Source organism: Neorhizobium sp. R1-B, from assembly GCF_004368875.1.
GTDB classification, from domain to species: Bacteria; Pseudomonadota; Alphaproteobacteria; order Rhizobiales; family Rhizobiaceae; genus Neorhizobium; species Neorhizobium huautlense.
On sequence record NZ_SOEM01000002.1, the window covers coordinates 408,651 to 432,041 of the forward strand.

Sequence of the window (23,391 nt, forward strand, 5' to 3'; positions counted from 1 at the left end):
ATGGTCTACTTCGTACGCACCGCCGGAGAACGGGATGTGGAGCAAATCCGCAGCCTTTTGGCGGAAACGTTTCATGCCACCTACGATCCATTTTACGGGTCCGAACGGGTGCAGAAGATGATTGATGGCTGGCATTCCCTTGCCGCCATTCGATCGCGAATTCAAAAAAGAGAAGGCGAATTCCTGGTTGCCGACAACGGCAAGGGCATCGGCGGCATCGGTTACGCCGCCGTGTATCCGAAGATGGCCAAGACGGCGATGCTTCACCAGCTTTACGTCAGGCCCTCCTGCCAGAGCGAAGGCATCGGGCGCGATATCTTTGCCGAACTCGAAACCTGTTTTCCGGATGCGGAGATCATGCGCGTCGAGGTGGCGCTGCAAAACGTCCGTGCGATTTCCTTTTACACCAGGCTCGGATTTTCCCAGGTCGACCGCATGGAGGAATGGGGAGCTCCCAATTCCGGTCTGCCGGCGGTCATTCTGGAGAAGCGCCTGCCAGCCTGAAAAATCGGCTCACTCGGCGGGAGGCTCGAGTGCCTTGCCGTCCTCGTTGTAGATCGTGACTATACTGCATTCGATGAGATCCTTGCGCCGTTTGCGATCGCAGACGGATTTGGAAGCCTGCAGTGCTGTTTCCTTGCTGTCGAAACCGCAGTGCACTTCATGCCAATGCGGTCCGTCTTTCTGTTGTACGAAGATGTCGATGCTCCAACCGGCGGGAAAACAAGCGGTCGTTTCGAGACAATCCTCCGCCGTGCCGCCGCCGTCCACGCATTGCTTCTTTGCGCAGTCCAGCGCTTTGCGGATCGACTTGCCGACGCAGGTGCCGCTGCTCATTTCAGGCGCCTGCGAAAAGGCGATCGCGTTGCGGGCCTGAGCGTTGGTGATTGTGAACGCGGCTACTCCCAGTGAGAATAATACCGCCGCAAGCCTTTGTCCCATTACCCGATCCCTCTATGGTCCCCGTACCGATCATTGCTGATTCTTGTCGGAAAGGAAAACAGGTGACGGATAATCTGCTGATCCGCCGGGCACGGGAAACGGATCTTGCCGCACTCATTGCCCTCTTTGCCGCAGACGCTATCGGCGGCCACGCAGACACGATGGCGGACGAGGCTTTCGAGGACTATCTGCGCGCTTTCCACATGATCGACGCCTCCCAGAACGAGCAGCTTTTCGTGGCTGAACGTGGGGGCGAAGTGGTGGGCACCTTTCAGGTCCTCTTCAACCGCACCCTGACGGGCAGGGGATCGCTCTCGATGATTATAGAAGCCGTGCAGACGCGAGCCGACATGCGCGGCCAAGGGATCGGTGCGCAGATGATCGGCTACGCGATCGAAGAGGCCAGGCGCCGCGACTGCCGGTCCGTCCAGCTCACCTCCAATATGGCGCGCGTCGATGCGCACCGTTTTTACGAGCGCCTCGGCTTCGCCAAGAGCCATTTCGGCTTCAAGATGCGGCTCAAATGAGGGCTGCGACAACGGGAATCACTGGACATCCCTAAGATCAAGCGGCATAAGCGGATCAGCCATGTCTATGGTATCTCTCCTGTTTGCCAAGCCGACGGAATATTCATGAAAAACCTCCTGCTGCAGATTTTCACCTGGTGGAATGGACAGACGATCGGGACGCGGTTCTTCACCTGGCGTCACGGCAAGAAGGTTGGTGAAGACGAGTTGGGCAACGTTTATTACGAAGGCCCTCTGACGTCCTGGGGGCCTCCCAAGCGCTGGGTTATCTACAAGAACTATGCCGAAGCCTCCGCCATTCCGCCGGGCTGGCACGGTTGGATGCACTATCGCACCGACATTGCCCCGTCGCAGGAAGACTACAAGGCGCGTGAGTGGCAAAAGTCCCACAAGCCGAACATGACCGGTACGCCGCTCGCATATCGTCCCAAGGGCTCGCTTGCCGCGACCGGCGAACGTCCGCGCGTGACCGGCGATTATGACGCCTGGACCCCCGGCAACTGACACCTGTTTTGGCCATATTCGGGCCTTAGGCGTCGACTCTGACATGTTGTCGAGAACGGGACACGGAATGACACGGATGAAGCTTTCCCCACGAAAACTGGTCGCCGGCACGGTGATGGCGGCAGTCTCCGTTTTTGCGGGGGAAGGGGCTTTTGCTGCGCGTATCTCCAATCCTGTTGCCGTATTCAAGGGCATCGACAAGATTACCGGCCGCATCACGACCTTCGACGTCTATGTCGACGAGACCGTGCAGTATGGCGCGCTTCAGGTGACGCCGAAGGTTTGTTATTCGCGCGACGATACGGAAGCACAGAAGATAGACGGCTTTATAGAAGTCGATGAGATCACGCTCGACCGCAAGATCCGGCGCATCTTCACTGGCTGGATGTTTGCCGACAGCCCCGGCCTGAATGCCGTCGAGCACCCGATCTATGACGTTTGGCTGACCGGCTGCAAGCCGAGCTCGGACGTGCCGCCGCCCAAGGCGACGAACTAGGCGTCAGAACTCTTTGTCCGGCACATCGACCGCTTTCTTGAGAAGCTTGAGATACTCATCCTTGGGGATGTCGATCGCACCGAAAGTCTTCAGGTGTTCGGTGGTGAACTGCGTGTCGAGCAGCGTAAAGCCCTTTGCTCTCAAACGTTCGACAAGATGAACAAGGCAGATCTTCGAGGCGTTGGTGCGCCTGGAAAACATGCTTTCCCCGAAAAAGGCTGAACCCAGCGATACGCCGTAGAGACCACCTACCAGTTCCTCGTCTTCCCACGCCTCGACACTGTGCGCATGCCCCATCCGATGAAGCTCCGTGTAGAGTTTGCGAATGGTGGTGTTGATCCAGGTGCTTGGCCGATCTTCAGCGGGTTCGGCGCAGTAGGTGATCACCCGCTCGAAGGCCGTGTCGAAGCGAATATCGAACGGCCTCTTTCGGACCGTTTTGGCAAGGCTTTTCGAGATATGAAAACCGTCAAGGGGCAGGATGCCGCGCATTTCCGGTTCGACCCAGAAGATTTCCGGGTCGTCGGAGGATTCGGCCATCGGAAAAAGGCCGATGGAATAGGCGCGCAGCAGTATGTCCGGAGTGATCGCCGGGTAATATCTGCCGCGCCGCCCTGCCATTCAGGTCTTTCTCTAGTGCGCTTTGTCCCCGGCCAGATAATCCTCCAGCCAGTGGATGTCGTAATCGCCGTTGGCTATGTCCGGGTTTGAAACGAGGTCCTGGAACAACGGCAGGGTTGTCTTGATTCCGTCCACAACGAACTCGTCCAGAACGCGACGCAGACGCATCATGCATTCGACGCGGGTGCGCCCGTGCACGATGAGCTTGCCGATCAGACTGTCGTAGTATGGCGGGATACGGTAGCCCGCATAGGCGCCGGAATCGACGCGCACGCCGAGGCCCCCGGGGGCATGGAAATGGGTGATCGTCCCAGGTGACGGTACGAAGGTACGCGGGTCTTCAGCATTGATGCGGCATTCGATGGCATGGCCGGAGAAGACGATGTCTTCCTGCTTTACCGATAGCCCGCCGCCCGATGCCACTCGGATCTGTTCATGGACGAGATCGATCCCGGTGATGGCTTCCGTGATCGGATGCTCCACCTGCAGGCGGGTGTTCATCTCGATGAAATAGAACTCGCCGTTCTCGTAAAGGAATTCGATGGTGCCGGCGCCGCGGTATTTCAGCTTTTTCATCGCATCGGCGCAAATCTGTCCGATTTTCATCCGCTGTTCGACATTGAGGGCAGGCGAGTTGGCCTCTTCCCAAACCTTCTGGTGCCGGCGCTGCAGCGAGCAATCCCGTTCGCCGAGATGGATCGCATTGCCTTCGCCGTCGCCGACCACCTGGATTTCGATATGGCGCGGCTTGCCGAGATACTTCTCCATATAGACCGCGTCATTGCCGAAAGCGGCCAAAGCTTCGGAGCGTGCCGTGGAGACGGCTTCTTCGAGATCCGCCTCCGTCTTGGCGACCTTCATGCCGCGACCGCCGCCGCCGGCTGTGGCCTTAATAAGCACAGGGAAACCGATCTTGCGGGCGATCTCCAGAGCGTTTTCCGGCTTGACCTCGCCATCGGAACCCGGAACGACGGGAATGCCGAGTTCCTGCGCGGTCAGCTTGGCGGTGATCTTGTCACCCATGATGCGGATGTGCTCGGCCGTCGGGCCGATGAATGTGATGCCGTGCGCGTCGAGGATATCGGCGAACTTGGCGTTTTCCGACAGAAAACCGTAGCCCGGATGAACGGCGTCGGCGCCGGTGATTTCGCAGGCCGCAACGATCTGATGGATGTTCAGATAGCTCTCTCGTGACGGCGGCGGGCCGATGCAGACGCTTTCGTCGGCAAGCCGCACATGCATGGCGTCTGCGTCTGCGGTGGAGTGGACCGCGACGGTCGCGATGCCCAGTTCCTTACAGGCGCGAAGCACGCGAAGTGCAATCTCACCGCGGTTGGCTATGAGGATCTTGGAAATCATGGACCGGGCCTTACTCGATGATCACGAGTGGCTGGCCATACTCGACAGGCTGCGAGTCGTTGACCAGGATCTCCGTGATTTTGCCGGAGCGCGGCGATGGGATCTGGTTCATCGTCTTCATGGCCTCGATGATCAGCAGCGTCTGGCCTTCCTTGATGGTAGCGCCCACTTCGATGAAGGCGCGGGCGCCCGGGGCGGCCGCGAGATAGACGGTGCCTACCATCGGCGCCGTCACGGCGTTTTTGTTGTCCTGCGGTGCCGGAGCTGCAGGGGTCGGCGCTGCGGCGACCGCCGAAGGAGCAAATGCCGGAGCGGATGCGATTGGTGCCTGAACATACTGTGTCGTTCCGGCGCGCGAGACCCGGATGCGCAGGTCCTCCTGCTCGACTTCGATTTCGGTCAGGTCGGTCTCGTTGAGGATGTTCGCGAGGTCGCGGATCAATCCTTTGTCGATCCCATTCTTCTTCTCAGACATGGCAAACCCTATTGTTCTGTTTATCTTGTCAGGCGGTAATGGATTTCAAGGCGTGAAGCGCAAGAATGTAGCTTGCGGTACCAAAGCCGCAGATCACGCCCTTTACAGCCGGTGCGATCATCGAATGGTGACGGAATTCCTCCCGTGCATGCACATTCGAAATATGAAGTTCCACCACGGGAACGGAAATGGCCTTGATCGCATCATGCAACGCAATCGAAGTGTGGGTATAGGCGCCCGCGTTTATCGCGACGCCCACGGCCTTCTCGCCGGCTTCGTGGATCCAGCCGATGAGGTCGCCTTCATGATTGCTCTGGCGAAAATCGACATCGAAACCCAGATCCCGACCAGCCGCGATGCAGTCGTTTTCAACATCCGTGAGTGTCTTGCCGCCGTAGATGCCGGGCTCGCGCTTTCCCAGCATGTTGAGGTTGGGGCCGTTGAGGACGAAGACCGTCTTGCTCATCAGTTATCTGTTGTTCCATCCAGAAATTCAGGGCCACCTATAGACCGGCAAGCGCGCAAGGAAAAGCCCCCGGCATGCCGAAAGCCGGGGCGTCCACTGCGACGGAACATTTGATGAGTAATATGGCGCGCTCAGCAGGTTGCCTTGCCGCAGGCGCGGACGTTGGCGACCTTTTCCTCGATCACTTCGGAGCCGACGGCACCGAAGACAGCCTCGTCGCCGAGGATATAGGTCGGGGTGCCGGTAATGCCGATGCTGTTGGCGAGCTGGTAGGCTTGCCGCACGATATCGTCGTTCGGCTTCTCGGCCATGGATTTGCGGATTGCGGCCTCACTCAGCCCGAGGGAGGTAGCGACTGCAACTGCGGTGGCCTCCGACGCGTGCTCCTCTGCGCCGAGCAGCGTGCGATGGAACTGGGCATATTTTTCCGGTGCGAGAAGGCGCACCGCATTGGCCACACGGTGCGCGGCAAGTGAATCCGGTCCAAGAATCGGGAATTCCTTCAGGATGAAGCGGACATTCTTATCCTTGGCAAGAATCTCCTCCATGTCGCTGAGCGCACGCTTGCAGTAGCCGCAATTGTAGTCGAAGAACTCAACGACCGTGACATCGCCCTTTGGATTGCCGAGTGTGATGTCGGTCGGGGAGGAGAAAATCTGCTGGCGGTTGTCGGCAATGCCCCTCATGGACTGCTCGACGCGCTTCGACTGCTGTTTCGCTTCCAGCGCGTTCTGCGCTTCAATGAGAATCTCGGGATTCTCGATGAGGTATTCGCGGATGAAAGCGCCCATCTCCTTTTTCTGCTGCTCATCCAATGCGACGGCCGGCGCGGCAGAAAAAACAGCCAATGCCAGCATCGAACTGGTGGCGAGCGTTTTCAAGGTGTGGGTCATCCTTATCCTCATTGGTCGGCGCAAGCGAATCCTGCGACCATTGTTTCGGTTTGCGCCCAAAATAAGCCAGGCGTACCTTTCGAAAAGCCGCAAAATCACATCTCGGCAATTTGGGCTCATCACAACTGCGTATAGGCGGGCTTCTCGAATCCGGAAAATTGATTCGTCTTCAAGACGATAGCGAGTTTTTCGGAATCGATCCCTTATCCGGTTGATTCAGTTTCTCATGCGCGATTCGGACGCCGCCAACGCAAAACGGCCGCGTCTGGCGCGGCCGTTGTCTTCAAAAGTTATCACTCTGGCAAATCAGAAGAAGCCGCGGCGCTGCCACCAGCCGGCCTTCTTCGGCTTTGCGGCTTCGCCATCGGTTTCCTGCGCGGCGGCAGGATCCGAACTCTTCACAACAGCTTCGGACGAGGAGGAGATATTCGATGCGCGGTTGGCGCGCACCGGCTTTGCGTCCTCGGCATCCGCTTGCTCTACCTCGTCAGGCGCGATGTCCTGCACGGCTGTTGCCGCAGGTGCCTGAGGCTCTTCGCCAAGCGCGGCTTCGACCTGTTCCACCATGGTTTCGACCGGCGGCGATACGTCCTCGATAGCCGGAGCGTCTACCACGGTAGCTTTTCCACGACGCGACCGCCGGGGTTTTGCCGGGGTTTCAAGAACCGGAGCTGCTTCCGGCTCGGCGGCGACGGTGACTGCCTCAGCCGGAGTCTCTTCAGAGACTTCGATGGCAACTGCCGTTTCGTCGCTCTCAACTTCATCCGTATCGCCGGCATCGTCGGCGCTCAATTCACTGCCTTCGTCGTCGCCATTGCGGTTGCGACGACCGCCACGCTTGCCGCGGCGGCGGCGCTTGCGGCGGTTGTTTTCATCGGTGTCCGCGGCAGCATCGACGTCGGAGACTTCCGCGACGTCGTCTTCGCCTTCGTCGCCATCTTCGTCCTCGCCGATGACATTCTCGCTGCCGCCCTGTGCTGCCTGGGCGTCCGTGCCCCGTTCGCCATTGCGGTTGCGGCGGCGGCGGCGGCGCTTGCGCTTGCGGCCATTCTGGTCGTCGCCCTGCGGAGTACGCTCCGCGCTGGCGGCAGCAGGCTGCGAGGCCGAGGCCGCGATCTCTTCCTCTTCGTCCTCGTCGGCTTCGATGATGACGTCGTCATCATCCTCTTCGACGGGGATGGCGGCGAACTGCATCAGGCTTTCGATCTTGACCGGGTTCTCCACGGGCTCGCCGCGGTCGATCGCGAAATGGTTCGAGCCGATGCTGACATCCGACTCGATGAAGATCGAGACACCGAAGCGGTTCTCGTAATCGACGACCGTGCCGCGCTTGTGGTTCAGGAGATAGAGCGCGATGTCCGGCGTGGTGCGGACGTTGATGTCATGCGTGGTATTCTTGAGCAGATATTCCTCGACGCCACGCAGCACATGCAGCGCGACCGACGACTGTGAGCGCACGTGGCCGGTGCCGCCGCAATGCGAGCAGATCTGGGTCGTCGATTCCAACACCGAGGCGCGGATGCGCTGGCGCGACATTTCGAGCAGGCCGAAATGCGAGATGCGGCCGACCTGGATGCGGGCGCGGTCGTTCTTCAGGCAATCTTTCAGCTTCTTCTCGACAGCGCGGTTGTTGCGCTTCTCTTCCATGTCGATGAAGTCGATGACGATCAGGCCGGCAAGGTCGCGCAGGCGAAGCTGGCGCGCCACCTCTTCGGCGGCTTCGAGGTTCGTCTGGAGCGCCGTTTCCTCGATGGAATGTTCGCGGGTCGAGCGGCCGGAGTTGACGTCGATGGCGACGAGCGCTTCCGTCTGGTTCATGATCAGGTAGCCGCCGGACTTCAGCGTCACCTGCGGCTGCAGCATGCGATCAAGCTGCGCCTCGATGCCGGAACGCGAGAAGATCGGATGCAGGTCGCGATAGGGCTGGACCACCTTGGCATGGCTCGGCATCAGCATCTTCATGAAGTCTTTCGCTTCACGATAGCCTTCCTCGCCCGACACGATGATCTCAGAGATATCCTTGTTGTAGAGGTCGCGAATCGAGCGCTTGATCAGCGAACCTTCTTCATAAACGAGGCAGGGTGCGGTCGAGTTCAATGTCAGCGTGCGGACGTTTTCCCACAGGCGCATCAGGTACTCGAAGTCGCGCTTGACCTCGACGCGGGTGCGGTTGGCGCCGGCGGTGCGCAGGATGACGCCCATGCCCTGCGGCACGTCCAGTTCGCGGGCGATTTCCTTGAGGCGCTTGCGGTCCTGCGGCTGGGTGATCTTGCGGGAAATGCCGCCGCCGCGCGCCGTGTTCGGCATCAGCACCGAATAGCGGCCGGCAAGCGAAAGATAAGTCGTGAGGGCAGCACCCTTGTTGCCGCGTTCTTCCTTGGCGACCTGCACAAGCAGGATCTGGCGGCGCTTGATGACTTCCTGGATGCGGTACTGCTTGCGCGGCTTGCGGACGATCCGGTCCGGAACTTCTTCCATCGCGTCTTCGGCGCCGACCGATTCGATAACTTCCTTCTCACCGTGGTCGTCGTCATCGTCGTCGTCCACGTCGTCGCGGCCGCGACGGATATCGACATCTTCCGAAATCGAATCGGTATCGACCATCGCAGCCATTTCGCCAGGCGTGGATCCTTCGTCGTCGCCGCTGGTCTCGCTGGACGAGGGGACGTCACCTTCGCTCGGCGCATCCTCGGAGGCTGTTGGAGTTTCCTCCGCAGCGGCTTCGACCGGCTTCTTGCGGGAGCGACTGCGCTTCGGCTTGGCTTTCGGCTTTTCGCTCTTTTGTTCCGCGGCCGCTTCGTTCGGGCTGGCTTCGGTTGCTTCCGATCCGGCTTCGCTGACAGGTTCATCCGCCGGGGGCGGAACGGAAGCAATGCCGATATCCGGCTGCTCCTGTTGGGCGGGATCGGTCGCCGGGTCGGCTGCCTCGGCTTCTGCAATCTTGCGCTGGTCTTCCGCTTCCTGCTGCATCAGGGCCTGACGGTCGGCAAGCGGGATCTGGTAATAGTCCGGATGGATTTCCGCGAAGGCCAGGAAGCCGTGGCGATTGCCGCCATAATCGACAAAGGCGGCCTGCAATGAGGGCTCGACCCTCGTTACCTTTGCCAGATAGATGTTGCCGCGTATCTGCTTCTTATGCTGCGATTCGAAATCGAATTCCTCGATCCGGTTGCCGCGAACGACGACTACGCGCGTCTCCTCTTCGTGAGACGCATCGATAAGCATTTTGTCTGCCATTGAAATTCTGCTCCTCGGCGCCGCCGGGAGGGTGCAGTAGAGCCTGCCGCGAGGACTGGGCCGTCATGCAGTACGGTCGTTGCGCCGGATAAATATGCTCCCGTCAGGCGCGGCTGTGACGGCAACCGGAAAGATGACGGGGCTCCTCGCTCCCTCAGTCCTTCCAGGTTCTGAAATTTGTGCCGTGACATCAAAGACCAAACGAGAATGACGATACTATAGGCCCTGAAAAAGGCCCGATGAATGTGCTCCATATGAGCGGTGGGTGGCATGCCACCCGGGATTGTTCCGGCCACCGCCGGATGGATCGAGTATCAGGACAAAGTGTAACGACGGCGGATGACTGCCGGTCTTCGGCGCCAGTTTCCACTGTGGCTGGCGGCCTATCGACAGACTATCCCGTCAACACTTTAACCCTCATTCGCGTTGTATGGTTTATCTGTCACAATAGCAAGGGAAAAGCCAAGTTTGCCATATTCTGGATGGAATTAGCGCTCTTATGAGTGGCATGGAACGGGTGAATGATTCGCGTGTCCGGAGGGGTAAACTCCTTCCGAAGCGGGCGCTTGGCGGCGGATCTTATAGGCAGGTGGCGGGTCTTTGATGCGGGTTTCGAGTTGAGGGCGAGTGTGAAGGCAAGGGCGGTCGTAGCCCATAACGGTCGGCCGAAGCTGGCGTTGGCGCGAATCATTCCTGCACTGCTCTTTCTAATGGTCGTTGCAGTCGCCTTGCCGTTGCTGCCGGCGCATGCCTCGACGCAGACCCTTCTGGCATTCAGCGCACGGGTCGCAGGTGACGACGCGCGCACCCGCATCGTAATCGATTTCGAGAAGAAACCGGAATTTTCCGTTCATTATGTCGCTGCACCCGAGCGGGTGGTCGTCGAGTTGCCCGCAACAGCGTTCGGCTTTCCCGCCGAGGATCTTTCCGCCCGTGGGCTCTTCAGGGACATTCGCTACGGTACGATGGACGAATCGAGCGCCCGCATCGTGCTGACGGCGAAGAAGCCGGTTAAGCTGGTGCTCGCCGAAACGCAGCCGAATGAAAACGGCACCTTCCGTCTGGTGCTGGACGCGGAGATGACCTCGAAGGAGATCTTCAGCGACCTCGTTAAGACGCAGGATTGGCAGATGCCGGTCGAACCCGCACCGAACGCCTTGGCCACGGGTGAACAGGACAATGTTTTCACGGTCGCAGTCGATGCCGGACATGGCGGAATCGATGCGGGCGCGACCGGTGCGGCGACCAAGACGTCGGAAAAGACGATCACGCTGGCTTTCGCCAGGATGCTTTCCGAGCGGCTGAACAAGATCGCGGGCATCAAGGCATTCCTGACCCGCGACGACGACACCTTCCTGTCGTTGTCCGAGCGCGTCACGCTCGCTCGCCAGGGACATGCGGACCTTTTTGTTTCACTGCATGCCGATACGCTGGCGCAGAAGGATATCCGCGGCGCAACCGTATATACTTTGTCCGACCGGGCCTCCGACCGCATGGCCGAAAATCTCGCGGCGCGCGAAAACCTCTCGGACGAACTCGCAGGTTTCAGCATCCACAGCGGTCCGCCGGAAGTGGCCGACATTCTGCTCGATCTGGCGCGGCGCGAGACGCAGGCCTTTTCCGTCGCGCTCGCCTCGAATGTCGTTGAATCCTTCGAAGGTCAGATCGGTTTGATCAACAACCCGCATCGCTATGCCGGTTTTCAGGTTTTGCGCGCCCCTGACATCCCCTCCGTCCTGCTCGAGTTGGGCTTCCTTTCCAATACCGAAGACGAGAAGCTCCTGCTCGATGAGGCCTGGCGTACAAAGGTCACCGATCGGCTAGCTGACGCCGTGCGACGCTATCGGGACCGGGCGCTGGCTAACGGCGGTTGAGACAGGCTGTTCCGTGGCCTGCCTGCCACAGGACCCTTGGAATGTCTGCGGAACCGCACGGCCTGATCCAAAACGGATGTCGGAGCCCTATTTTACTCACATTCCAGCGATTACTCAGTGGGTGTGAGATGCAATTTATGACGGACGTTTGATCCGCTTCCACCTTGCGTTGCCGCAATCACCGTGCAAAACGCGTCAAACCATGCGATGGTGCGTTTCGTGCGCCGAATGAAAGCTGAACGGTAGCTTCGATATGATCAGATTGATTGGTTATCTCTTTGGATTGGCTTGCGTCCTGTTTTTGGTCGTAGCCGCCGGTGTGGGTATCTACCTCACAGGGATGACCAAGGGATTGCCGAATTACGAGGTGCTGGCGTCCTACGAGCCGCCGGTTGCAACGCGTGTTCACGCCGGCAATGGCGCGTTGATGGCAGAATATGCACGAGAGCGGCGGCTGTTTTTGCCCATCCAGGCGGTTCCCGATCGCGTGAAGGCGGCGTTTCTCTCGGCGGAAGACAAGAATTTTTACAACCACCCAGGCATCGATATTACCGGCCTCGGCCGTGCGATCCTGACCAACCTCCAGAATTTCGGTTCGGGCAGGCGCCCAGAGGGTGCTTCCACGATCACCCAGCAGGTCGCGAAGAACTTTCTTCTGACTGCCGACCAGACCATCGACCGCAAGGTCAAGGAAGCCATACTATCGTTCCGCATCGAGCAGACCTATTCGAAGGACAAGATTCTCGAGCTTTATTTGAACGAAATCTTCTTCGGCCTTAACTCATACGGCATTGCCGGCGCCGCACTGACCTATTTCGACAAATCGGTAACGGAATTGACCACGGCGGAGGCGGCCTATCTTGCCGCGCTTCCCAAAGGACCTGCCAACTATCACCCGTTCCGTCGCGAAAAGCAGGCGCTCGAGCGCCGCAACTGGGTCATCGATCGTATGGCGGAGAATGGTTACATCACCCAGGCCGATGCGGACGATGCCAAGAAGCAGCCGCTTGGCGTCAAGCAGCGCCGTACGGGCACGCATCTCTTTGCATCCGATTATTTCTCTGAAGAGGTTCGCCGCCAAATCATTGAGCGTTACGGCGACAAGTCGCTCTACGAAGGTGGCCTGTCGGTGCGCACCTCGCTTGATCCCGATCTCCAGGTCATCGCGCGTCGGGTCCTCCAGGAGGGTCTCCTGGATTATGACGAACGTCGCGGTTTCCATGGCCCTGCCGCTCAGATCAGCGTGACGGGTGACTGGGGACCTGAACTCGCCAAGCTGCCCCCGCTGCGCGATGTGCCGGAGTGGAAGCTTGCCGTCGTCACCGAGGTTTCAGCCAAATCGGTTTCGATCGGGCTACAGCCTTCGACCGACGCGGGCGGCAAGGTTGATCCTGCCCGCGAGACCGGCGTGATCGCGGCAGACGATATGAAGTGGGCGTTCCGTGATGCCTCCGGCACCCGCAAGACGGCGAAGTCGCCGGACGGTGTGCTGAAGCCGGGGGATGTCGTTTACGTCGAACCGATCAACGAGGCATCTAAGACCTACCGGTTGCGTCAGCCGCCGAAAGTGCAGGGCGGTCTGGTCGCGATGGACCCGAATACGGGCCGCGTGCTCGCCATGGTCGGCGGATTTTCCTATTCGCAATCCGAGTTCAACCGCGCCACCCAGGCGATGCGCCAGCCGGGCTCCTCGTTCAAGCCTTTCGTTTATGCCGCAGCGCTCGACAACGGCTATACGCCCGCGTCGGTCATCATGGACGCTCCAATTGAAATCGTCTCTGGCGGCCAGGTCTGGCGGCCAGAAAACTACGGCGGCGAATCCGCCGGCCCCTCGACGCTGCGCACGGGTATCGAAAAGTCGCGAAACCAGATGACGGTGCGCCTGGCGCAGGACATGGGCATGGAGCTCGTTGCCGAATATGCCGAGCGCTTCGGCATTTATGACAAAATGATGCCCGTCCTGGCCATGTCCCTCGGGTCCGGCGAAACGACTGTCATGCGGATGGTTTCCGCCTATGCCGTGTTTGCCAATGGCGGAAAGCAGATCAAGCCGACCGTGATCGACCGCATCCAGGACCGTTACGGCAAGACGATCTTCCGCCACGAAGAGCGCACCTGCGAAGGCTGCAACGCCAATGATTGGGCGAACCAGGAAGAGCCCACCGTGGTGGATAACCGCGAACAGGTTCTCGACCCGATGACCGCCTATCAGATCACCTCGATGATGGAGGGCGTGGTTACGCGTGGTACGGCCGCCGGCAAGATTCCGGTCAAGGATCGCCCGGTCGCCGGCAAGACCGGCACCACTAATGACGAGAAGGACGCCTGGTTCGTCGGTTACACGCCGAACCTGGTCGCCGGCCTCTATCTCGGCTTCGACACGCCTGCCCCTCTCGGCAGAGGCGGCACCGGCGGGTCTCTATCCGCTCCGATCTTCGGCAAGTTCCTGGCCGAAGCCGCCAAGCTGACGCCGGCCGAAAAGTTCCATGTTCCGGAAGGCATGCAGTTCGTCGCCGTGAACCGCAAGACCGGCATGGCTGCAATGGAAGGCGAACCCGATACGATCGTCGAAGGCTTCAAACCCGGCACCGGCCCGGCTGACGTCTTCCAGGTCATCGGCGAAGGGGAATACCTGACCCAGGACCAGATCTTCAACAACTCGCCCCAGGCTCAGCAGGCCGTGACTTCGGGCATGCCGGGTCTCTTCTGACCCGTCGATGACGGATAGCCATCGGGCCTGGGCTTTACATCCCGGTCCGGTGCAACTATGTCCTCGGCACCGAGAAACACCCAAAATGAAGAGTGAAAAGCAAGCGCCATGCGTGCGGAAATCATCAATATAGTCGACGAAATCAAGCAGGCCATAAGCCTGCTGAGGAGGCATCTTTGACTGGGACCAGGCGGTAAGACGACTGGACTGGTTGAACAACAAGGCTGAGGATCCCAACCTCTGGAACGATGCTGCGGAAGCGCAGAAGCTGATGCGCGAGCGTCAGCAGCTCGATGACGGCATCAACGGGGTGAAGGCTCTCGACCAGCAGCTTAACGACAATATCGGACTCATCGAACTCGGTGAGGAAGAGGGCGACGAGGCGATCGTCAAGGAAGCCGAAGATGCGCTGAAGGCATTGAAAGTCGAAGCCGGACGCCGTCAGGTGGAGGCAATGCTTTCCGGCGAGGCGGACGGCAACGACACCTATCTCGAAGTCCATTCCGGCGCCGGCGGCACCGAGAGCCAGGATTGGGCGAACATGCTGCTTCGCATGTACACCCGCTGGGCCGAACGTCAGCGCTTCAAGGTCGAACTTCTGGAAGTGCATGACGGCGAAGAGGCCGGCATCAAGTCCGCGACGATCCTCGTCAAGGGCCACAATGCCTATGGCTGGCTGAAGACCGAATCGGGCGTTCACCGCCTGGTCCGCATTTCGCCCTATGACAGCAATGCGCGCCGCCACACATCCTTCTCCTCGATCTGGGTTTACCCGGTGGTCGACGACTCGATCAACATCGATATCAACGAGAGCGATTGCCGCATCGATACCTATCGTTCCTCCGGTGCAGGCGGCCAGCACGTCAACACCACCGACTCCGCCGTGCGCATCACGCATATTCCCTCCGGCATCGTCGTTCAGTGCCAGCAGGAGCGGTCACAGCACAAGAACCGTGCCAAGGCCTGGGACATGCTGCGGGCCCGCCTCTACGAAGCGGAGCTGAAGAAGCGGGAAGAGGCTGCGAACGCGGAAGCCGCGTCAAAGACGGATATCGGCTGGGGGCATCAGATTCGCTCTTACGTGCTTCAGCCCTATCAGCTGGTGAAGGATCTGCGCACCGGCGTGGAAAGCACGGCGCCCGGCGATGTGCTGGATGGCGATTTGAACGAGTTCATGGAGGCAGCGCTCGCACACCGCATCAGCGGCAAGGCGGATGTGGAAGTGGCCGACGTCGACTGACGGTTCGTCTTCACGAGACAAAAAAGCGGCCGGGCTTCAAAACCCGGCCGCTTTCGTTTGGGCGAAGGGGCCTATTCCGCGGCAGCCATGGCGCCACGCTGGCTGCGCAGCACCATCAGCGACAGCATGAGGACCACCACCGAGCAGATCGCGATGACGGTCACCATCGGTCTCGAAGTGCCGTCGGTGAAAAGGCCGCCGATACCGACAACGATCGCCGATGCCACGAGCTGGAGAGTGCCCATCATGGCGGAAGCCGTACCTGCGATCCGGCCGTGATGTTCGAGTGCCAGCACCGCGGCGGTCGGAATGATCATGCCGAGGAAGCCGTAACCTCCAAACAAGAAAACCGCCATCACCTCGAGCCGGTCGAATCCGAGCGAGGTGACGAGCGCCAGCATGACCATCATCGTGGAATAGCCGACGACCGCGCCGCGAATGACCCTTTTGAGCCCGATCTTGCGGGAAAGCCAGCCGTTCATCTGAGACATGCCGATGAAGGCGACCGCGTTGCAGGAGAAGACCACGCTGAAGAAGGATGGCGACAGACCGTAATGATTGATCAGTACGAAGGACGAGTTTGCGACATAGATCATGTAACTGGACATGCCGAAGGAAGCGATCAGCACGAGTCCGAGATAGTAGGGATCCTTGAGCAGCGTCGTATAGGACGAAAGCGCGCTGGCGATGCTGCTTTCGCTGCGGGCGGCCGGCAGTCGCGTTTCTTCAAGGAAGAAGATCGCAACGACAAGCCCCAGAGCCCCGGCGCCAACCATGACGAGGAAGATCACCCGCCAGTCGCCGAAGGCCGTGATCATGCTGCCGGCAAGCGGGGCTAGGATCGGCGATACGCTGAAGACCAGCATCAGCCGTGACATTAGTTGGGCCGCGGCAGGACCGGTATAGAGATCGCGGACGATGGCGCGAGAGATGACGACGCCGGCGCAGGCGCCCATGCCCTGCAGGAAACGGAACGCAATCAGCCATTCGATGGAGGGCGACAGAGCACAGCCGATTGCGCCGATGCTGTAAAGGACAAGGCCGGCATAAAGAGGCCGCTTGCGTCCGAACATGTCGGAGAGTGGGCCATAGACGATCTGCGAGACCGCCATGGCTGCGAAAAAGGAAATCAGGCTCGCCTGTACCGCGTGCGTGTCGGCATTCAGGCTGGCGCTGATGGTGGGAAGCGATGGAAGATACATGTCGAGGGCAAAAAGCCCGATGGCCGAGAGCAGCCCGAGCGAAAGGGCATGCGAAGAGGCTCTGCTTGGCATTGGAAAAAACCTTTCCCGTCACCACATCTGCCGTGGTACGGCAGGGCGGAAGACGACTATGGAAGATGAATATGAGAGCCGGCGTGAATATGACGGGTGCACAGCAGTCATGTAAAATATTTTGGACACAATTGTCCAATTCGTCAAGTGCCGGTATGGTAGTGTCATGAAAAATTCGTCTGCCGAACGCAGTCAGGACCAGGACACATGGCCGCCGGCGCAAAACAAGCGTCAGGCAATCCTGAATGCCGCGGCTGATATTTTCGCCGAAGAAGGGTTTGCTGGAGCGAGCATCGATGCGATTGCGGTGAGGGCAGGGGTATCGCGGCAGACGATCTACAATCAGCTCGGTGACAAAGATAATCTCTTCAAAGTTGTCGTGACCGAGATTACCGAACGTTCGACCGCAGGTTTCTTTCGGGTTCTGGACACGTTTCCTGTTGCGCCGCAGGACCTTGAAAAGGAGCTGACCGAATTTTCCGCTCGGCTTCTGCGCAAGGCGATGTGCGACCCGAACGGCCGTTGGTTGCGCAAGCTCGTGGAAACAGAAGGCGCCCGTTTTCCAAAGCTCTTCGAAACCTGGAAGGAATATGGTCCGGGAAAGAAATATCCGGCCGTTGCCGCCCGTCTCGCCCAGCTTGCCCTTGCGGGCTATCTGGACCTCGACGACCCGGCTCTCGCTGCCCGTCAATATATGGCTCTGCTGGGTGCTGATCTTCGCATCGACCAGCAGCTTGGACGGCAGACGCCGGAATCCGAGATCGACCAGATGGCTGCCAACGCAACGCGCACCTTTCTGCGCGCCTTCGCCCGCAGGCATTGATCCTCCCGCAGAGTCAGACGCTTCCGTAAGGTCGCCTGACGCAGAGTCAGTTGTTGAATTGTTCCGCCAGGATGCGATCCGACCAGGAATGATCCGGATCGGAGAGGATGCGCGCGGTAACCTCGGCGGATTGCGCGATCCTCACATGCAGCACGGACTTGACTTCGGCATTGTCGGCAACGGCGTTGACCGGCCGCTTTTCCGGTTCGAGGATGTCTATGTCGACGCAGACATGGTTCGGGAGCAGCGCCCCGCGCCAGCGCCGCGGCCTAAAAGCCGAAACCGGCGTCATGGCCAGAAGAGGCGCTTCCAGCGGCAGGATCGGTCCGTGAGCGGAGAGATTGTAGGCGGTCGATCCGGCTGGAGTGGCAATCATGAGGCCATCGCAGATCAGTTCCTCCAACCGCACATGACCGTCGATCACGACCTTGAGCTTGGCTGCCTGATAGGACTGGCGGAAGAGATAGACCTCATTGATGGCCAGCGCGACGGAGGTCGTCCCGTCGGCATTGGTGGTCGTCATCTTGAGCGGATGAAATTCATTCTCGATGGCGGAGGCGATCCGCTCGTGAAGGTTTTCTGTGCGGTAGTCGTTCATCAGAAACCCGACCGAACCGCAATTCATGCCATAGACACGTTTTGCGGTGTTGATCGTCTCGTGCAACGTCTGCAGCATGAAGCCGTCGCCGCCGAGCGCAACGAGTACATCGGCTTCCGCCGTCGGAACATTGCCGTACAATCGGCTTAATTCCTCCAGTCCGGACTGCGCCTCCGGCGTCGCGGATGCTATGAAGGAAAGCTTTTTCGACTGCAGCGACATGAACGAGCTTTCGACGGCGCCGTCGCCCGAAGGCGCGCAGGGCCGCTTGACGGGTTGATCTGGCACGGCTCCGGATGAAGCCTGCCGGTGAGAGCGCCTTGGTACAGGAGAAACCGGCTTCTGGACAAGCGCCTTCCGCTGCCCAACCGTTCCGTCTTTGCGTGAAGATCGCATCTCAGCCGGAGGCGGCGGGCGATTTTCCCTTTACAGAAAGAGAAAATCTGGTAACTCCCCGTCTGGAGAGTGCCCTTGTAGCTCAGTTGGTAGAGCACCTGATTTGTAATCAGGGGGTCGCGGGTTCGAACCCTGCCGGGGGCACCAAAAGATTTCAACAGGTTACGGGGAATTTGTAGGCCGATATCCGTCTTATCAGGCGATCGGGGCTACTTCCTGGGCTACATCGGCTAGATTTGGTCCCGTGCCGCTTCGATCGCCTCGTGTGCTCTGCCCAGGGCTTTCCGGATCTCTCGCACCCCGTACTGAAGGGCATTGATGTCGCGATCGGGGGCCATCCCCTCCAAGGCGCAATGCACGAGATCAACGAACGAGCTAGCATCGTCCAGATCATCCTCCCCGCGAATCAACAGCGTCGACAGGGAAGGCTCATCTAGATCCAGGTCGAAACCGATGATGTTGGCTCTCCCGCTACTCGCCGCGTGGACCGTCGCGAATGACGCGGCGCCAGATCTTGTGCGATCTAGCAGCGTCGCCAATTCCTTCATCAGCTCGCGAATGCGATTATAAAGGATCGGATCAGTTGGCACGCCTTCGGCGGCGGCCGGAACGGTGGTGTTCGGCATATGAATTGCTCCATTAACGATATTCGTTGACGATAAACGGATAGCGTTGAATTAACTTGATGTCAACGGTTTTCGTTTCTGGTAAACGATAAACGTTGATATGAGGGAAGCATGATCACGAAAGAACAATCACGAGCCGCCCGGGGGCTTCTAGACTGGTCCCAGTCCCAGTTGGCCGGGCATTCGAACTTGGGCGAAAGCACAGTTCGAGATTTCGAGAAGGGCAGGCGCGTGCCGAGCACCAATAACCTGGCGGCGATCAAGGCTGCGCTCGAAGCCGCGGGCGTCGTGTTTCTCGAAGATGGGGTCTTGGTCGATGGCGGGGCAGGGGTGAGGCTTCGCAAATGACGCATGTCGAAAACCCTTGTCTCGAAGCGATGCTGGAAAGGCTGCGAGAATGGACCGATATGCCCACCTTCGCCGAACTCCATGATTCGTATTTCCGTTCGGAGCGTCAGCATGCGGAGGTGGAGGCGTATCGAGAAAAGCGAGGGAGGCTAAAGCGGCTGAGAGATGAGATCGTACCGGTGTACAACCATTTGCGCGCTCGTGGCTTCATGGGTGAGGTCAGGTTCAGCTTGAACAATGATCCTCCCGACGCTTGGCTGCGGCTCAACGGCCAAGAAGAAGTAGGAATAGAGGTGACAATCGCATTGTCGAGAGCTCAATTTGAGGGTGGACGTCGACTCAACAGGCAGGGTGCCAGTCCCGGCCATCCGCATCTTCGCGATGGTGCGTCCCAAAGAGAATTCGATGAGTGGGCAAGCCGCCCTAGTAGGATGATCGAAACGTCAAAGCTATTTGATCTCACGACTCGTGCGGTACTCGACTGTCTAGATGGAAAAGACCAAGCCCGTTATGAAGGGCTGGATCTGCTGGTTGAGGTGCCGGTTTTTCGATTGCCGCGTGAACGCTGGCTACCGGTATTCGAAAAACTTCGGGCACGCGCGGCCGGAATGCCATTCCGCCAAATTCACCTTATCAGCAGCCACGAACTGGGACATCCATTTGGGTGCCAACTCAAGTGACCGATCGCCAGCCGGAATTCAATTTCCAACTTCCCTTTGATCTGAGTTGTCCGGTTGTCTTCCGAGATGACCTAGACGGCTAGCGACGAAATCGACTATCGGCCAGATTGACTCTTCTTCCCAACCTGACAAGCTCCCCTCGGTGCAGGGTTGGGGAATTTCTATGGTAAGAACGGTTATTGCAGTCGCATGCGTAGTGCTGCCTCTTTCTTCGTGCGTGCAATCCAGCACGATGCGAGTTTCGCAGAACGAGGCCATCATTAAAACAAGCGCTGCACCAGTCTGTGGCGGAACTGGTGCAATGAAGGCGGCTGAAAAGCAGGCCGCGATCGAAACCATCAAGGCCGGCTATGACCGCTACGTTATCACCGCAGCGTCATCCGCAAACAACGTTCGCGCGACGCGGATGCCTGGCAGCTATCAGACCTACGGGACCGTGAATTCCTATGGCGGATACGGCACCATGAACGCGACAACTACTTATACGCCCGGTCCCGTCGTTTATGCCGGGACTCACGATCAAGCCGTTGGCGTCCGGATGTTCAAGGAAGGCGAGCCGGGTTCGCAGCAAGCCCTTTCGGCTCGGGAAACACTCGGACCAAAGTGGTCCGCGATCGTTAAAGATGGCGTGAATGTGTGCGGCTAAGATATGACAGATCTGCCCGTCTGGATCCAACTCCTGCAAGCTCTGTTGACCCCAGCGGTAGCTATCGCGGTGGGGGGCGTCGCCTTCATGCAGTGGCGGACCGCACACAACAAATCGGTCTTAGATCTTTTTGATAAGCGGATCGAGGTTTATGCCTCTGCCAAGAATGCCGTTGGAATGGTGCTCGCTCAAGGCAAATGCTCTCCCGACTCCGAAAAGAAGATCATGGATGCGATTGACCGATCCACATTCTTATTTGGAACGGAGGTCAAATTCTACCTGATGTCGATATGGACCGAGTTCATTAGGCTGAACAGCCTAAACGAGGAGATAAAAAGCGGGGTGGTGTCGAGTGCAAAAAAGCGCGTAGAAACGTTTGGGACGATTCAGCGGTTCTACAGGGACGCGCCTGACGTTTTTGGGCCGTACATGAGGATGGATCATAAGATCGCCCTATCTCCCATTGACTTTCTCCGGGAGAAAAATCGCATTCGCCTGAGCTACGCCGACGAGAAGCAGAGGTAATGGGCGCTACTTCTTCCAGTTCTCTTCGCCATCGAACCCAGGTGGGGCTGTGATACCGCGGCGGCCACGCCACGGTTCGACCTGATCGGCTGCGCCGAACTTGCCGGCGCCATCATGCATTCCATACCTGCGATCGAGCCAAGCCCGAACTGCAGGCCAATACCGGCGATCAGCGAAGAGCGGGTCCTTCATCGGAAAGCCCGCCTGCGTCGCTGCATGAAGCGCGATTTTAAACTGCTCAAGGGAAAGGCCCAGGCGATTGGCACACTGGGCCTCGGTGACGAAAAGGGTGTCTGATCTTGCCATGATGGAACCTCTTTATTGAGCTATCCGGATTTTCCTGTGGATTCGATTGCTCGCTTCCAGTTCTCTTCCACGTGGAATTTGGGTGTGCAGCGCTGGCAAAGAATGGGCTTCGGCGTGGCCCACGGATCCATTATCGTCTTGCCACAGTCACTGCTTCGATACCGAACGACCTTTGCGCGAATGATAACGCGGTGGCGATAGGCCGGGAGGTGCTTGTAGTCCAGCATCGTAACGCCGTCACGGTACAACCGTCCGACCACGCCGCAATGCTTGCAGGCCTAGGGTATGTCAGCGCCCAGATGGTCGAGCGCTTCTCCATTCGGATTTCGAGGAGCGCTGCCGCACCACTCAGCCCCATCGTGGCAGAGGGGAAAGTAGACCCGGGCATCAGTCCAGGCAGTGAAAGGTTTTCCGTTCGTGACGCCGTAACCACTATCAAATTTCTGGTAGGCCTCTTCGTCACTAAGGGTAATCGATACGAGTTTAGACCAATCATCGCCGTGATGGTTCATCTCGGCGATGATGAGTTCTTTCCACGAATACAAGTTGGACATCACTGCTCCCTTTACACGTCAAAATCCGGATACCCCTTTATTGGCAGGAGGATCATTCAGGCTGCAGCCGATGCGTCAAGCTGGGGATGCGACCGCGGCTTCCTCGGCCGGCGCGGCAGATCCACCAGGATGATCCCGACGCGCAATCCGCCCAGCCATAGGGGCAGCGTCTCTGGCCCTATACCTCTGCCATAGCCCTTTTTCCAGTTCTCTAGCTTGTTGGCATAACCTTCCTGCATCCCAGACAATAGGTCGACCTCAAGACAAGCCATATCCAATTGTTTCCTGCGGGCTGTCATTGCCTTTACGAAATCGCCATAATCCTGAATGACGCCAGAAACGACTGGGCGGCCGCCGACGGTTTCTGGTTCCGGCTGATCGATCTTCCCCTGCTTGACCTCCCAGGCCACGATAGCAGCCTCGGAAAAGTAATACCGCTTTCTGATCCGCACCGGCTTTGGAAACCCCAGCTCGGGATCTTTGAGCCAGCGAGAGAGCGTCATCTTGCAGACGCCGAAGCGCGCCAGGACTTGCGCGCTATCGAGGTGACGTTCACCCAGCTTCATGGCGGTCACTCGTCGGCGCCGACGCTTGCTGCGGCAAGGCGTAGCTGTTCCGCCTTCTTCCGAGCTTTGAGTACTGGAGTGCCGAGAAGGTTCGACAACCGGCGGCGCTCGTCGTCTGCCCAGGACGGAAGCCACTTTTCGGAATCAACCCTCGCGACGCGGAACCGGCCCAACGCGTCGGTGCTCTTGAAAAATCCGGCAGTCGTTTCCGCGATCCGGGATATAAAACGAGCTTCATAACCGACGGGTTGGAGGTCCGGCATGTTTGTGAACCCCGAGATGTCGTATCCGAGTGCTGCGAGTTTGGGCATTAGCTGATTAATGCTCGATAATGATCCAGCGATTCCCTCAACGTTTTTCTGCAGCCGCTCCACCTCGGCGAGGTACTGCTCTCGGACATCCTCAAGGCTCGCTATCTGCTGTTCGACGCGGTCGGCTTGGACAAGTGCGATCTCACGCTCCTCGTCGTCGGCGACCATTTTGGTGGCCAACTCGATAGTGTCGTCAAGCTCCTGAAGTTCCCGCGTCAGCTCTTCCAGGCGGAAGGCGCCCGCGAACTCGGTACCGTTTAGCTTTGCGGTTGCGCGCTGCTTCGTAAGGGTCTTGCTCTCGCTCACCATCGAGGTGCGCTGGGCGGTGAGGAAAGCCAGTTTTTCGCGGGTATCCTGGGACACGATTTTTTCTCCGTTAGGTAACATCGATTGG

General features: G+C 58.9%; 26 protein-coding genes and 1 tRNA gene. 13 read left to right on the forward strand and 14 right to left on the reverse strand.

Annotated features, from left to right (window positions below; all coding sequences use genetic code 11):
• Window positions 1-504, forward strand: a complete 504-nt coding sequence (locus EDE05_RS04680; protein WP_134100427.1) for a GNAT family N-acetyltransferase — start codon at window positions 1-3, stop codon at window positions 502-504.
• 9 nt (window positions 505-513) lie between these two features.
• On the opposite strand, the gene EDE05_RS04685 is transcribed toward EDE05_RS04680, so the two are convergent.
• On the reverse strand, window positions 514-942 hold the full coding sequence (locus tag EDE05_RS04685; protein WP_134100431.1) for a hypothetical protein: 429 nt from the start codon (window positions 940-942) through the stop codon (window positions 514-516).
• Window positions 943-956: 14 nt separating this feature from the next.
• On the opposite strand from EDE05_RS04685, the gene EDE05_RS04690 reads away from it, so the two are divergent.
• From EDE05_RS04690 to EDE05_RS04700, 3 genes are all read left to right on the forward strand, one after another.
• Window positions 957-1,469: a GNAT family N-acetyltransferase gene (locus tag EDE05_RS04690; protein ID WP_134100434.1), complete on the forward strand. Its 513-nt coding sequence runs from the start codon at window positions 957-959 to the stop codon at window positions 1,467-1,469.
• 105 nt (window positions 1,470-1,574) lie between these two features.
• Window positions 1,575-1,973 (forward strand): NADH:ubiquinone oxidoreductase subunit NDUFA12, encoded by a 399-nt coding sequence (locus tag EDE05_RS04695; RefSeq protein WP_112800493.1) that lies wholly within the window; start codon window positions 1,575-1,577, stop codon window positions 1,971-1,973.
• 76 nt (window positions 1,974-2,049) lie between these two features.
• Window positions 2,050-2,469, forward strand: coding sequence for a DUF2155 domain-containing protein (locus tag EDE05_RS04700; RefSeq protein WP_134100549.1), 420 nt, complete (start codon window positions 2,050-2,052; stop codon window positions 2,467-2,469).
• Window positions 2,470-2,472: 3 nt separating this feature from the next.
• Here the strand turns inward: EDE05_RS04700 and aat are convergent, their stop codons facing one another.
• From aat to EDE05_RS04730, 6 genes are all read right to left on the reverse strand, one after another.
• A complete protein-coding gene (gene aat, locus EDE05_RS04705) occupies window positions 2,473-3,090 on the reverse strand; it encodes a leucyl/phenylalanyl-tRNA--protein transferase (protein ID WP_112800489.1) in 618 nt (205 codons plus the stop codon).
• Between the two features lie 12 nt (window positions 3,091-3,102).
• On the reverse strand, window positions 3,103-4,449 hold the full coding sequence (gene accC / locus EDE05_RS04710) for an acetyl-CoA carboxylase biotin carboxylase subunit (RefSeq protein ID WP_105371867.1): 1,347 nt from the start codon (window positions 4,447-4,449) through the stop codon (window positions 3,103-3,105).
• A 10-nt stretch (window positions 4,450-4,459) separates the two neighbouring features.
• A complete protein-coding gene (accB, locus tag EDE05_RS04715; protein ID WP_105371866.1) occupies window positions 4,460-4,924 on the reverse strand; it encodes an acetyl-CoA carboxylase biotin carboxyl carrier protein in 465 nt (154 codons plus the stop codon).
• Window positions 4,925-4,952: 28 nt separating this feature from the next.
• Entirely contained in the window at window positions 4,953-5,390 is a 438-nt protein-coding gene (gene aroQ / locus EDE05_RS04720) for a type II 3-dehydroquinate dehydratase (protein ID WP_105371865.1), read from the reverse strand.
• A gap of 131 nt (window positions 5,391-5,521) precedes the next feature.
• On the reverse strand, window positions 5,522-6,283 hold the full coding sequence (locus tag EDE05_RS04725) for a DsbA family protein (RefSeq protein WP_134100437.1): 762 nt from the start codon (window positions 6,281-6,283) through the stop codon (window positions 5,522-5,524).
• A 306-nt stretch (window positions 6,284-6,589) separates the two neighbouring features.
• Window positions 6,590-9,520, reverse strand: a complete 2,931-nt coding sequence (locus tag EDE05_RS04730; protein WP_134100440.1) for an Rne/Rng family ribonuclease — start codon at window positions 9,518-9,520, stop codon at window positions 6,590-6,592.
• A 710-nt stretch (window positions 9,521-10,230) separates the two neighbouring features.
• Here EDE05_RS04730 and EDE05_RS04735 point away from each other — a divergent pair.
• From EDE05_RS04735 to prfB, 3 genes are all read left to right on the forward strand, one after another.
• On the forward strand, window positions 10,231-11,394 hold the full coding sequence (locus EDE05_RS04735; protein WP_134100552.1) for an N-acetylmuramoyl-L-alanine amidase: 1,164 nt from the start codon (window positions 10,231-10,233) through the stop codon (window positions 11,392-11,394).
• Window positions 11,395-11,647: 253 nt separating this feature from the next.
• A complete protein-coding gene (locus EDE05_RS04740) occupies window positions 11,648-14,104 on the forward strand; it encodes a penicillin-binding protein 1A (RefSeq protein ID WP_112823792.1) in 2,457 nt (818 codons plus the stop codon).
• 108 nt (window positions 14,105-14,212) lie between these two features.
• Window positions 14,213-15,344, forward strand: a protein-coding gene (gene prfB / locus EDE05_RS04745) for a peptide chain release factor 2 (RefSeq protein ID WP_162712562.1) whose coding sequence is annotated in 2 segments (ribosomal slippage) — window positions 14,213-14,281 and window positions 14,283-15,344 — 1,131 coding nt in all. Because the reading frame shifts where the segments join, the coding sequence is not laid out codon by codon here.
• Between the two features lie 71 nt (window positions 15,345-15,415).
• Here prfB and EDE05_RS04750 read toward each other — a convergent pair.
• Window positions 15,416-16,618, reverse strand: a complete 1,203-nt coding sequence (locus EDE05_RS04750) for a multidrug effflux MFS transporter (protein ID WP_134100443.1) — start codon at window positions 16,616-16,618, stop codon at window positions 15,416-15,418.
• Window positions 16,619-16,784: 166 nt separating this feature from the next.
• Here EDE05_RS04750 and EDE05_RS04755 point away from each other — a divergent pair, with 166 nt between their 5' ends.
• Window positions 16,785-17,441: a TetR/AcrR family transcriptional regulator gene (locus EDE05_RS04755; RefSeq protein WP_112803618.1), complete on the forward strand. Its 657-nt coding sequence runs from the start codon at window positions 16,785-16,787 to the stop codon at window positions 17,439-17,441.
• A 46-nt stretch (window positions 17,442-17,487) separates the two neighbouring features.
• Here EDE05_RS04755 and EDE05_RS04760 read toward each other — a convergent pair whose 3' ends face one another.
• Window positions 17,488-18,261: an NAD kinase gene (locus EDE05_RS04760; RefSeq protein ID WP_134100555.1), complete on the reverse strand. Its 774-nt coding sequence runs from the start codon at window positions 18,259-18,261 to the stop codon at window positions 17,488-17,490.
• A 245-nt stretch (window positions 18,262-18,506) separates the two neighbouring features.
• On the opposite strand from EDE05_RS04760, the gene EDE05_RS04765 reads away from it, so the two are divergent.
• A tRNA-Thr gene (locus tag EDE05_RS04765) sits at window positions 18,507-18,582 on the forward strand.
• Between the two features lie 83 nt (window positions 18,583-18,665).
• Here the strand turns inward: EDE05_RS04765 and EDE05_RS04770 are convergent.
• On the reverse strand, window positions 18,666-19,061 hold the full coding sequence (locus EDE05_RS04770; protein WP_134100446.1) for a hypothetical protein: 396 nt from the start codon (window positions 19,059-19,061) through the stop codon (window positions 18,666-18,668).
• Window positions 19,062-19,172: 111 nt separating this feature from the next.
• On the opposite strand from EDE05_RS04770, the gene EDE05_RS04775 reads away from it, so the two are divergent.
• The 4 genes from EDE05_RS04775 (at window position 19,173) to EDE05_RS04790 (ending at window position 21,260) form a co-directional block, all read left to right on the forward strand.
• Window positions 19,173-19,409 (forward strand): helix-turn-helix transcriptional regulator, encoded by a 237-nt coding sequence (locus tag EDE05_RS04775; protein WP_134100449.1) that lies wholly within the window; start codon window positions 19,173-19,175, stop codon window positions 19,407-19,409.
• Window positions 19,406-20,089 (forward strand): hypothetical protein, encoded by a 684-nt coding sequence (locus EDE05_RS04780; RefSeq protein WP_134100451.1) that lies wholly within the window; start codon window positions 19,406-19,408, stop codon window positions 20,087-20,089. The genes EDE05_RS04775 and EDE05_RS04780 overlap by 4 nt, the downstream gene beginning before the upstream one ends.
• A gap of 301 nt (window positions 20,090-20,390) precedes the next feature.
• On the forward strand, window positions 20,391-20,735 hold the full coding sequence (locus EDE05_RS04785; RefSeq protein WP_245519865.1) for a hypothetical protein: 345 nt from the start codon (window positions 20,391-20,393) through the stop codon (window positions 20,733-20,735).
• 3 nt (window positions 20,736-20,738) lie between these two features.
• On the forward strand, window positions 20,739-21,260 hold the full coding sequence (locus EDE05_RS04790; RefSeq protein WP_134100455.1) for a hypothetical protein: 522 nt from the start codon (window positions 20,739-20,741) through the stop codon (window positions 21,258-21,260).
• A gap of 6 nt (window positions 21,261-21,266) precedes the next feature.
• Here the strand turns inward: EDE05_RS04790 and EDE05_RS27140 are convergent, their stop codons facing one another.
• The 4 genes from EDE05_RS27140 to EDE05_RS04810 all read right to left on the reverse strand — a co-directional run bounded on the left by EDE05_RS27140 (window position 21,267) and on the right by EDE05_RS04810 (window position 23,360).
• Window positions 21,267-21,566: a winged helix-turn-helix domain-containing protein gene (locus tag EDE05_RS27140; RefSeq protein ID WP_245519866.1), complete on the reverse strand. Its 300-nt coding sequence runs from the start codon at window positions 21,564-21,566 to the stop codon at window positions 21,267-21,269.
• A gap of 278 nt (window positions 21,567-21,844) precedes the next feature.
• A complete protein-coding gene (locus EDE05_RS04800; protein WP_134100457.1) occupies window positions 21,845-22,120 on the reverse strand; it encodes a hypothetical protein in 276 nt (91 codons plus the stop codon).
• Between the two features lie 56 nt (window positions 22,121-22,176).
• Window positions 22,177-22,686 (reverse strand): helix-turn-helix domain-containing protein, encoded by a 510-nt coding sequence (locus EDE05_RS04805; RefSeq protein ID WP_134100459.1) that lies wholly within the window; start codon window positions 22,684-22,686, stop codon window positions 22,177-22,179.
• Between the two features lie 5 nt (window positions 22,687-22,691).
• Complete coding sequence (locus tag EDE05_RS04810; RefSeq protein WP_134100461.1) at window positions 22,692-23,360, reverse strand: hypothetical protein; 669 nt, start codon at window positions 23,358-23,360, stop codon at window positions 22,692-22,694.
• Window positions 23,361-23,391: the final 31 nt, after the last annotated feature.

Bases quoted from the DNA above. Each gene is read 5' to 3' on its own strand.
- EDE05_RS04680 (WP_134100427.1), top strand. From the start codon at position 1: ATGGTCTACTTCGTACGCACCGCCGGAGAACGGGATGTGGAGCAAATC.
- EDE05_RS04685 (WP_134100431.1), bottom strand. From the start codon at position 942: ATGGGACAAAGGCTTGCGGCGGTATTATTCTCACTGGGAGTAGCCGCG.
- EDE05_RS04690 (WP_134100434.1), top strand. From the start codon at position 957: ATGGTCCCCGTACCGATCATTGCTGATTCTTGTCGGAAAGGAAAACAG.
- EDE05_RS04695 (WP_112800493.1), top strand. From the start codon at position 1,575: ATGAAAAACCTCCTGCTGCAGATTTTCACCTGGTGGAATGGACAGACG.
- EDE05_RS04700 (WP_134100549.1), top strand. From the start codon at position 2,050: ATGAAGCTTTCCCCACGAAAACTGGTCGCCGGCACGGTGATGGCGGCA.
- aat (WP_112800489.1), bottom strand. From the start codon at position 3,090: ATGGCAGGGCGGCGCGGCAGATATTACCCGGCGATCACTCCGGACATA.
- accC (WP_105371867.1), bottom strand. From the start codon at position 4,449: ATGATTTCCAAGATCCTCATAGCCAACCGCGGTGAGATTGCACTTCGC.
- accB (WP_105371866.1), bottom strand. From the start codon at position 4,924: ATGTCTGAGAAGAAGAATGGGATCGACAAAGGATTGATCCGCGACCTC.
- aroQ (WP_105371865.1), bottom strand. From the start codon at position 5,390: ATGAGCAAGACGGTCTTCGTCCTCAACGGCCCCAACCTCAACATGCTG.
- EDE05_RS04725 (WP_134100437.1), bottom strand. From the start codon at position 6,283: ATGACCCACACCTTGAAAACGCTCGCCACCAGTTCGATGCTGGCATTG.
- EDE05_RS04730 (WP_134100440.1), bottom strand. From the start codon at position 9,520: ATGGCAGACAAAATGCTTATCGATGCGTCTCACGAAGAGGAGACGCGC.
- EDE05_RS04735 (WP_134100552.1), top strand. From the start codon at position 10,231: ATGGTCGTTGCAGTCGCCTTGCCGTTGCTGCCGGCGCATGCCTCGACG.
- EDE05_RS04740 (WP_112823792.1), top strand. From the start codon at position 11,648: ATGATCAGATTGATTGGTTATCTCTTTGGATTGGCTTGCGTCCTGTTT.
- EDE05_RS04750 (WP_134100443.1), bottom strand. From the start codon at position 16,618: ATGCCAAGCAGAGCCTCTTCGCATGCCCTTTCGCTCGGGCTGCTCTCG.
- EDE05_RS04755 (WP_112803618.1), top strand. From the start codon at position 16,785: ATGAAAAATTCGTCTGCCGAACGCAGTCAGGACCAGGACACATGGCCG.
- EDE05_RS04760 (WP_134100555.1), bottom strand. From the start codon at position 18,261: ATGTCGCTGCAGTCGAAAAAGCTTTCCTTCATAGCATCCGCGACGCCG.
- EDE05_RS04770 (WP_134100446.1), bottom strand. From the start codon at position 19,061: ATGCCGAACACCACCGTTCCGGCCGCCGCCGAAGGCGTGCCAACTGAT.
- EDE05_RS04775 (WP_134100449.1), top strand. From the start codon at position 19,173: ATGATCACGAAAGAACAATCACGAGCCGCCCGGGGGCTTCTAGACTGG.
- EDE05_RS04780 (WP_134100451.1), top strand. From the start codon at position 19,406: ATGACGCATGTCGAAAACCCTTGTCTCGAAGCGATGCTGGAAAGGCTG.
- EDE05_RS04785 (WP_245519865.1), top strand. From the start codon at position 20,391: ATGAAGGCGGCTGAAAAGCAGGCCGCGATCGAAACCATCAAGGCCGGC.
- EDE05_RS04790 (WP_134100455.1), top strand. From the start codon at position 20,739: ATGACAGATCTGCCCGTCTGGATCCAACTCCTGCAAGCTCTGTTGACC.
- EDE05_RS27140 (WP_245519866.1), bottom strand. From the start codon at position 21,566: ATGGCAAGATCAGACACCCTTTTCGTCACCGAGGCCCAGTGTGCCAAT.
- EDE05_RS04800 (WP_134100457.1), bottom strand. From the start codon at position 22,120: ATGTCCAACTTGTATTCGTGGAAAGAACTCATCATCGCCGAGATGAAC.
- EDE05_RS04805 (WP_134100459.1), bottom strand. From the start codon at position 22,686: ATGAAGCTGGGTGAACGTCACCTCGATAGCGCGCAAGTCCTGGCGCGC.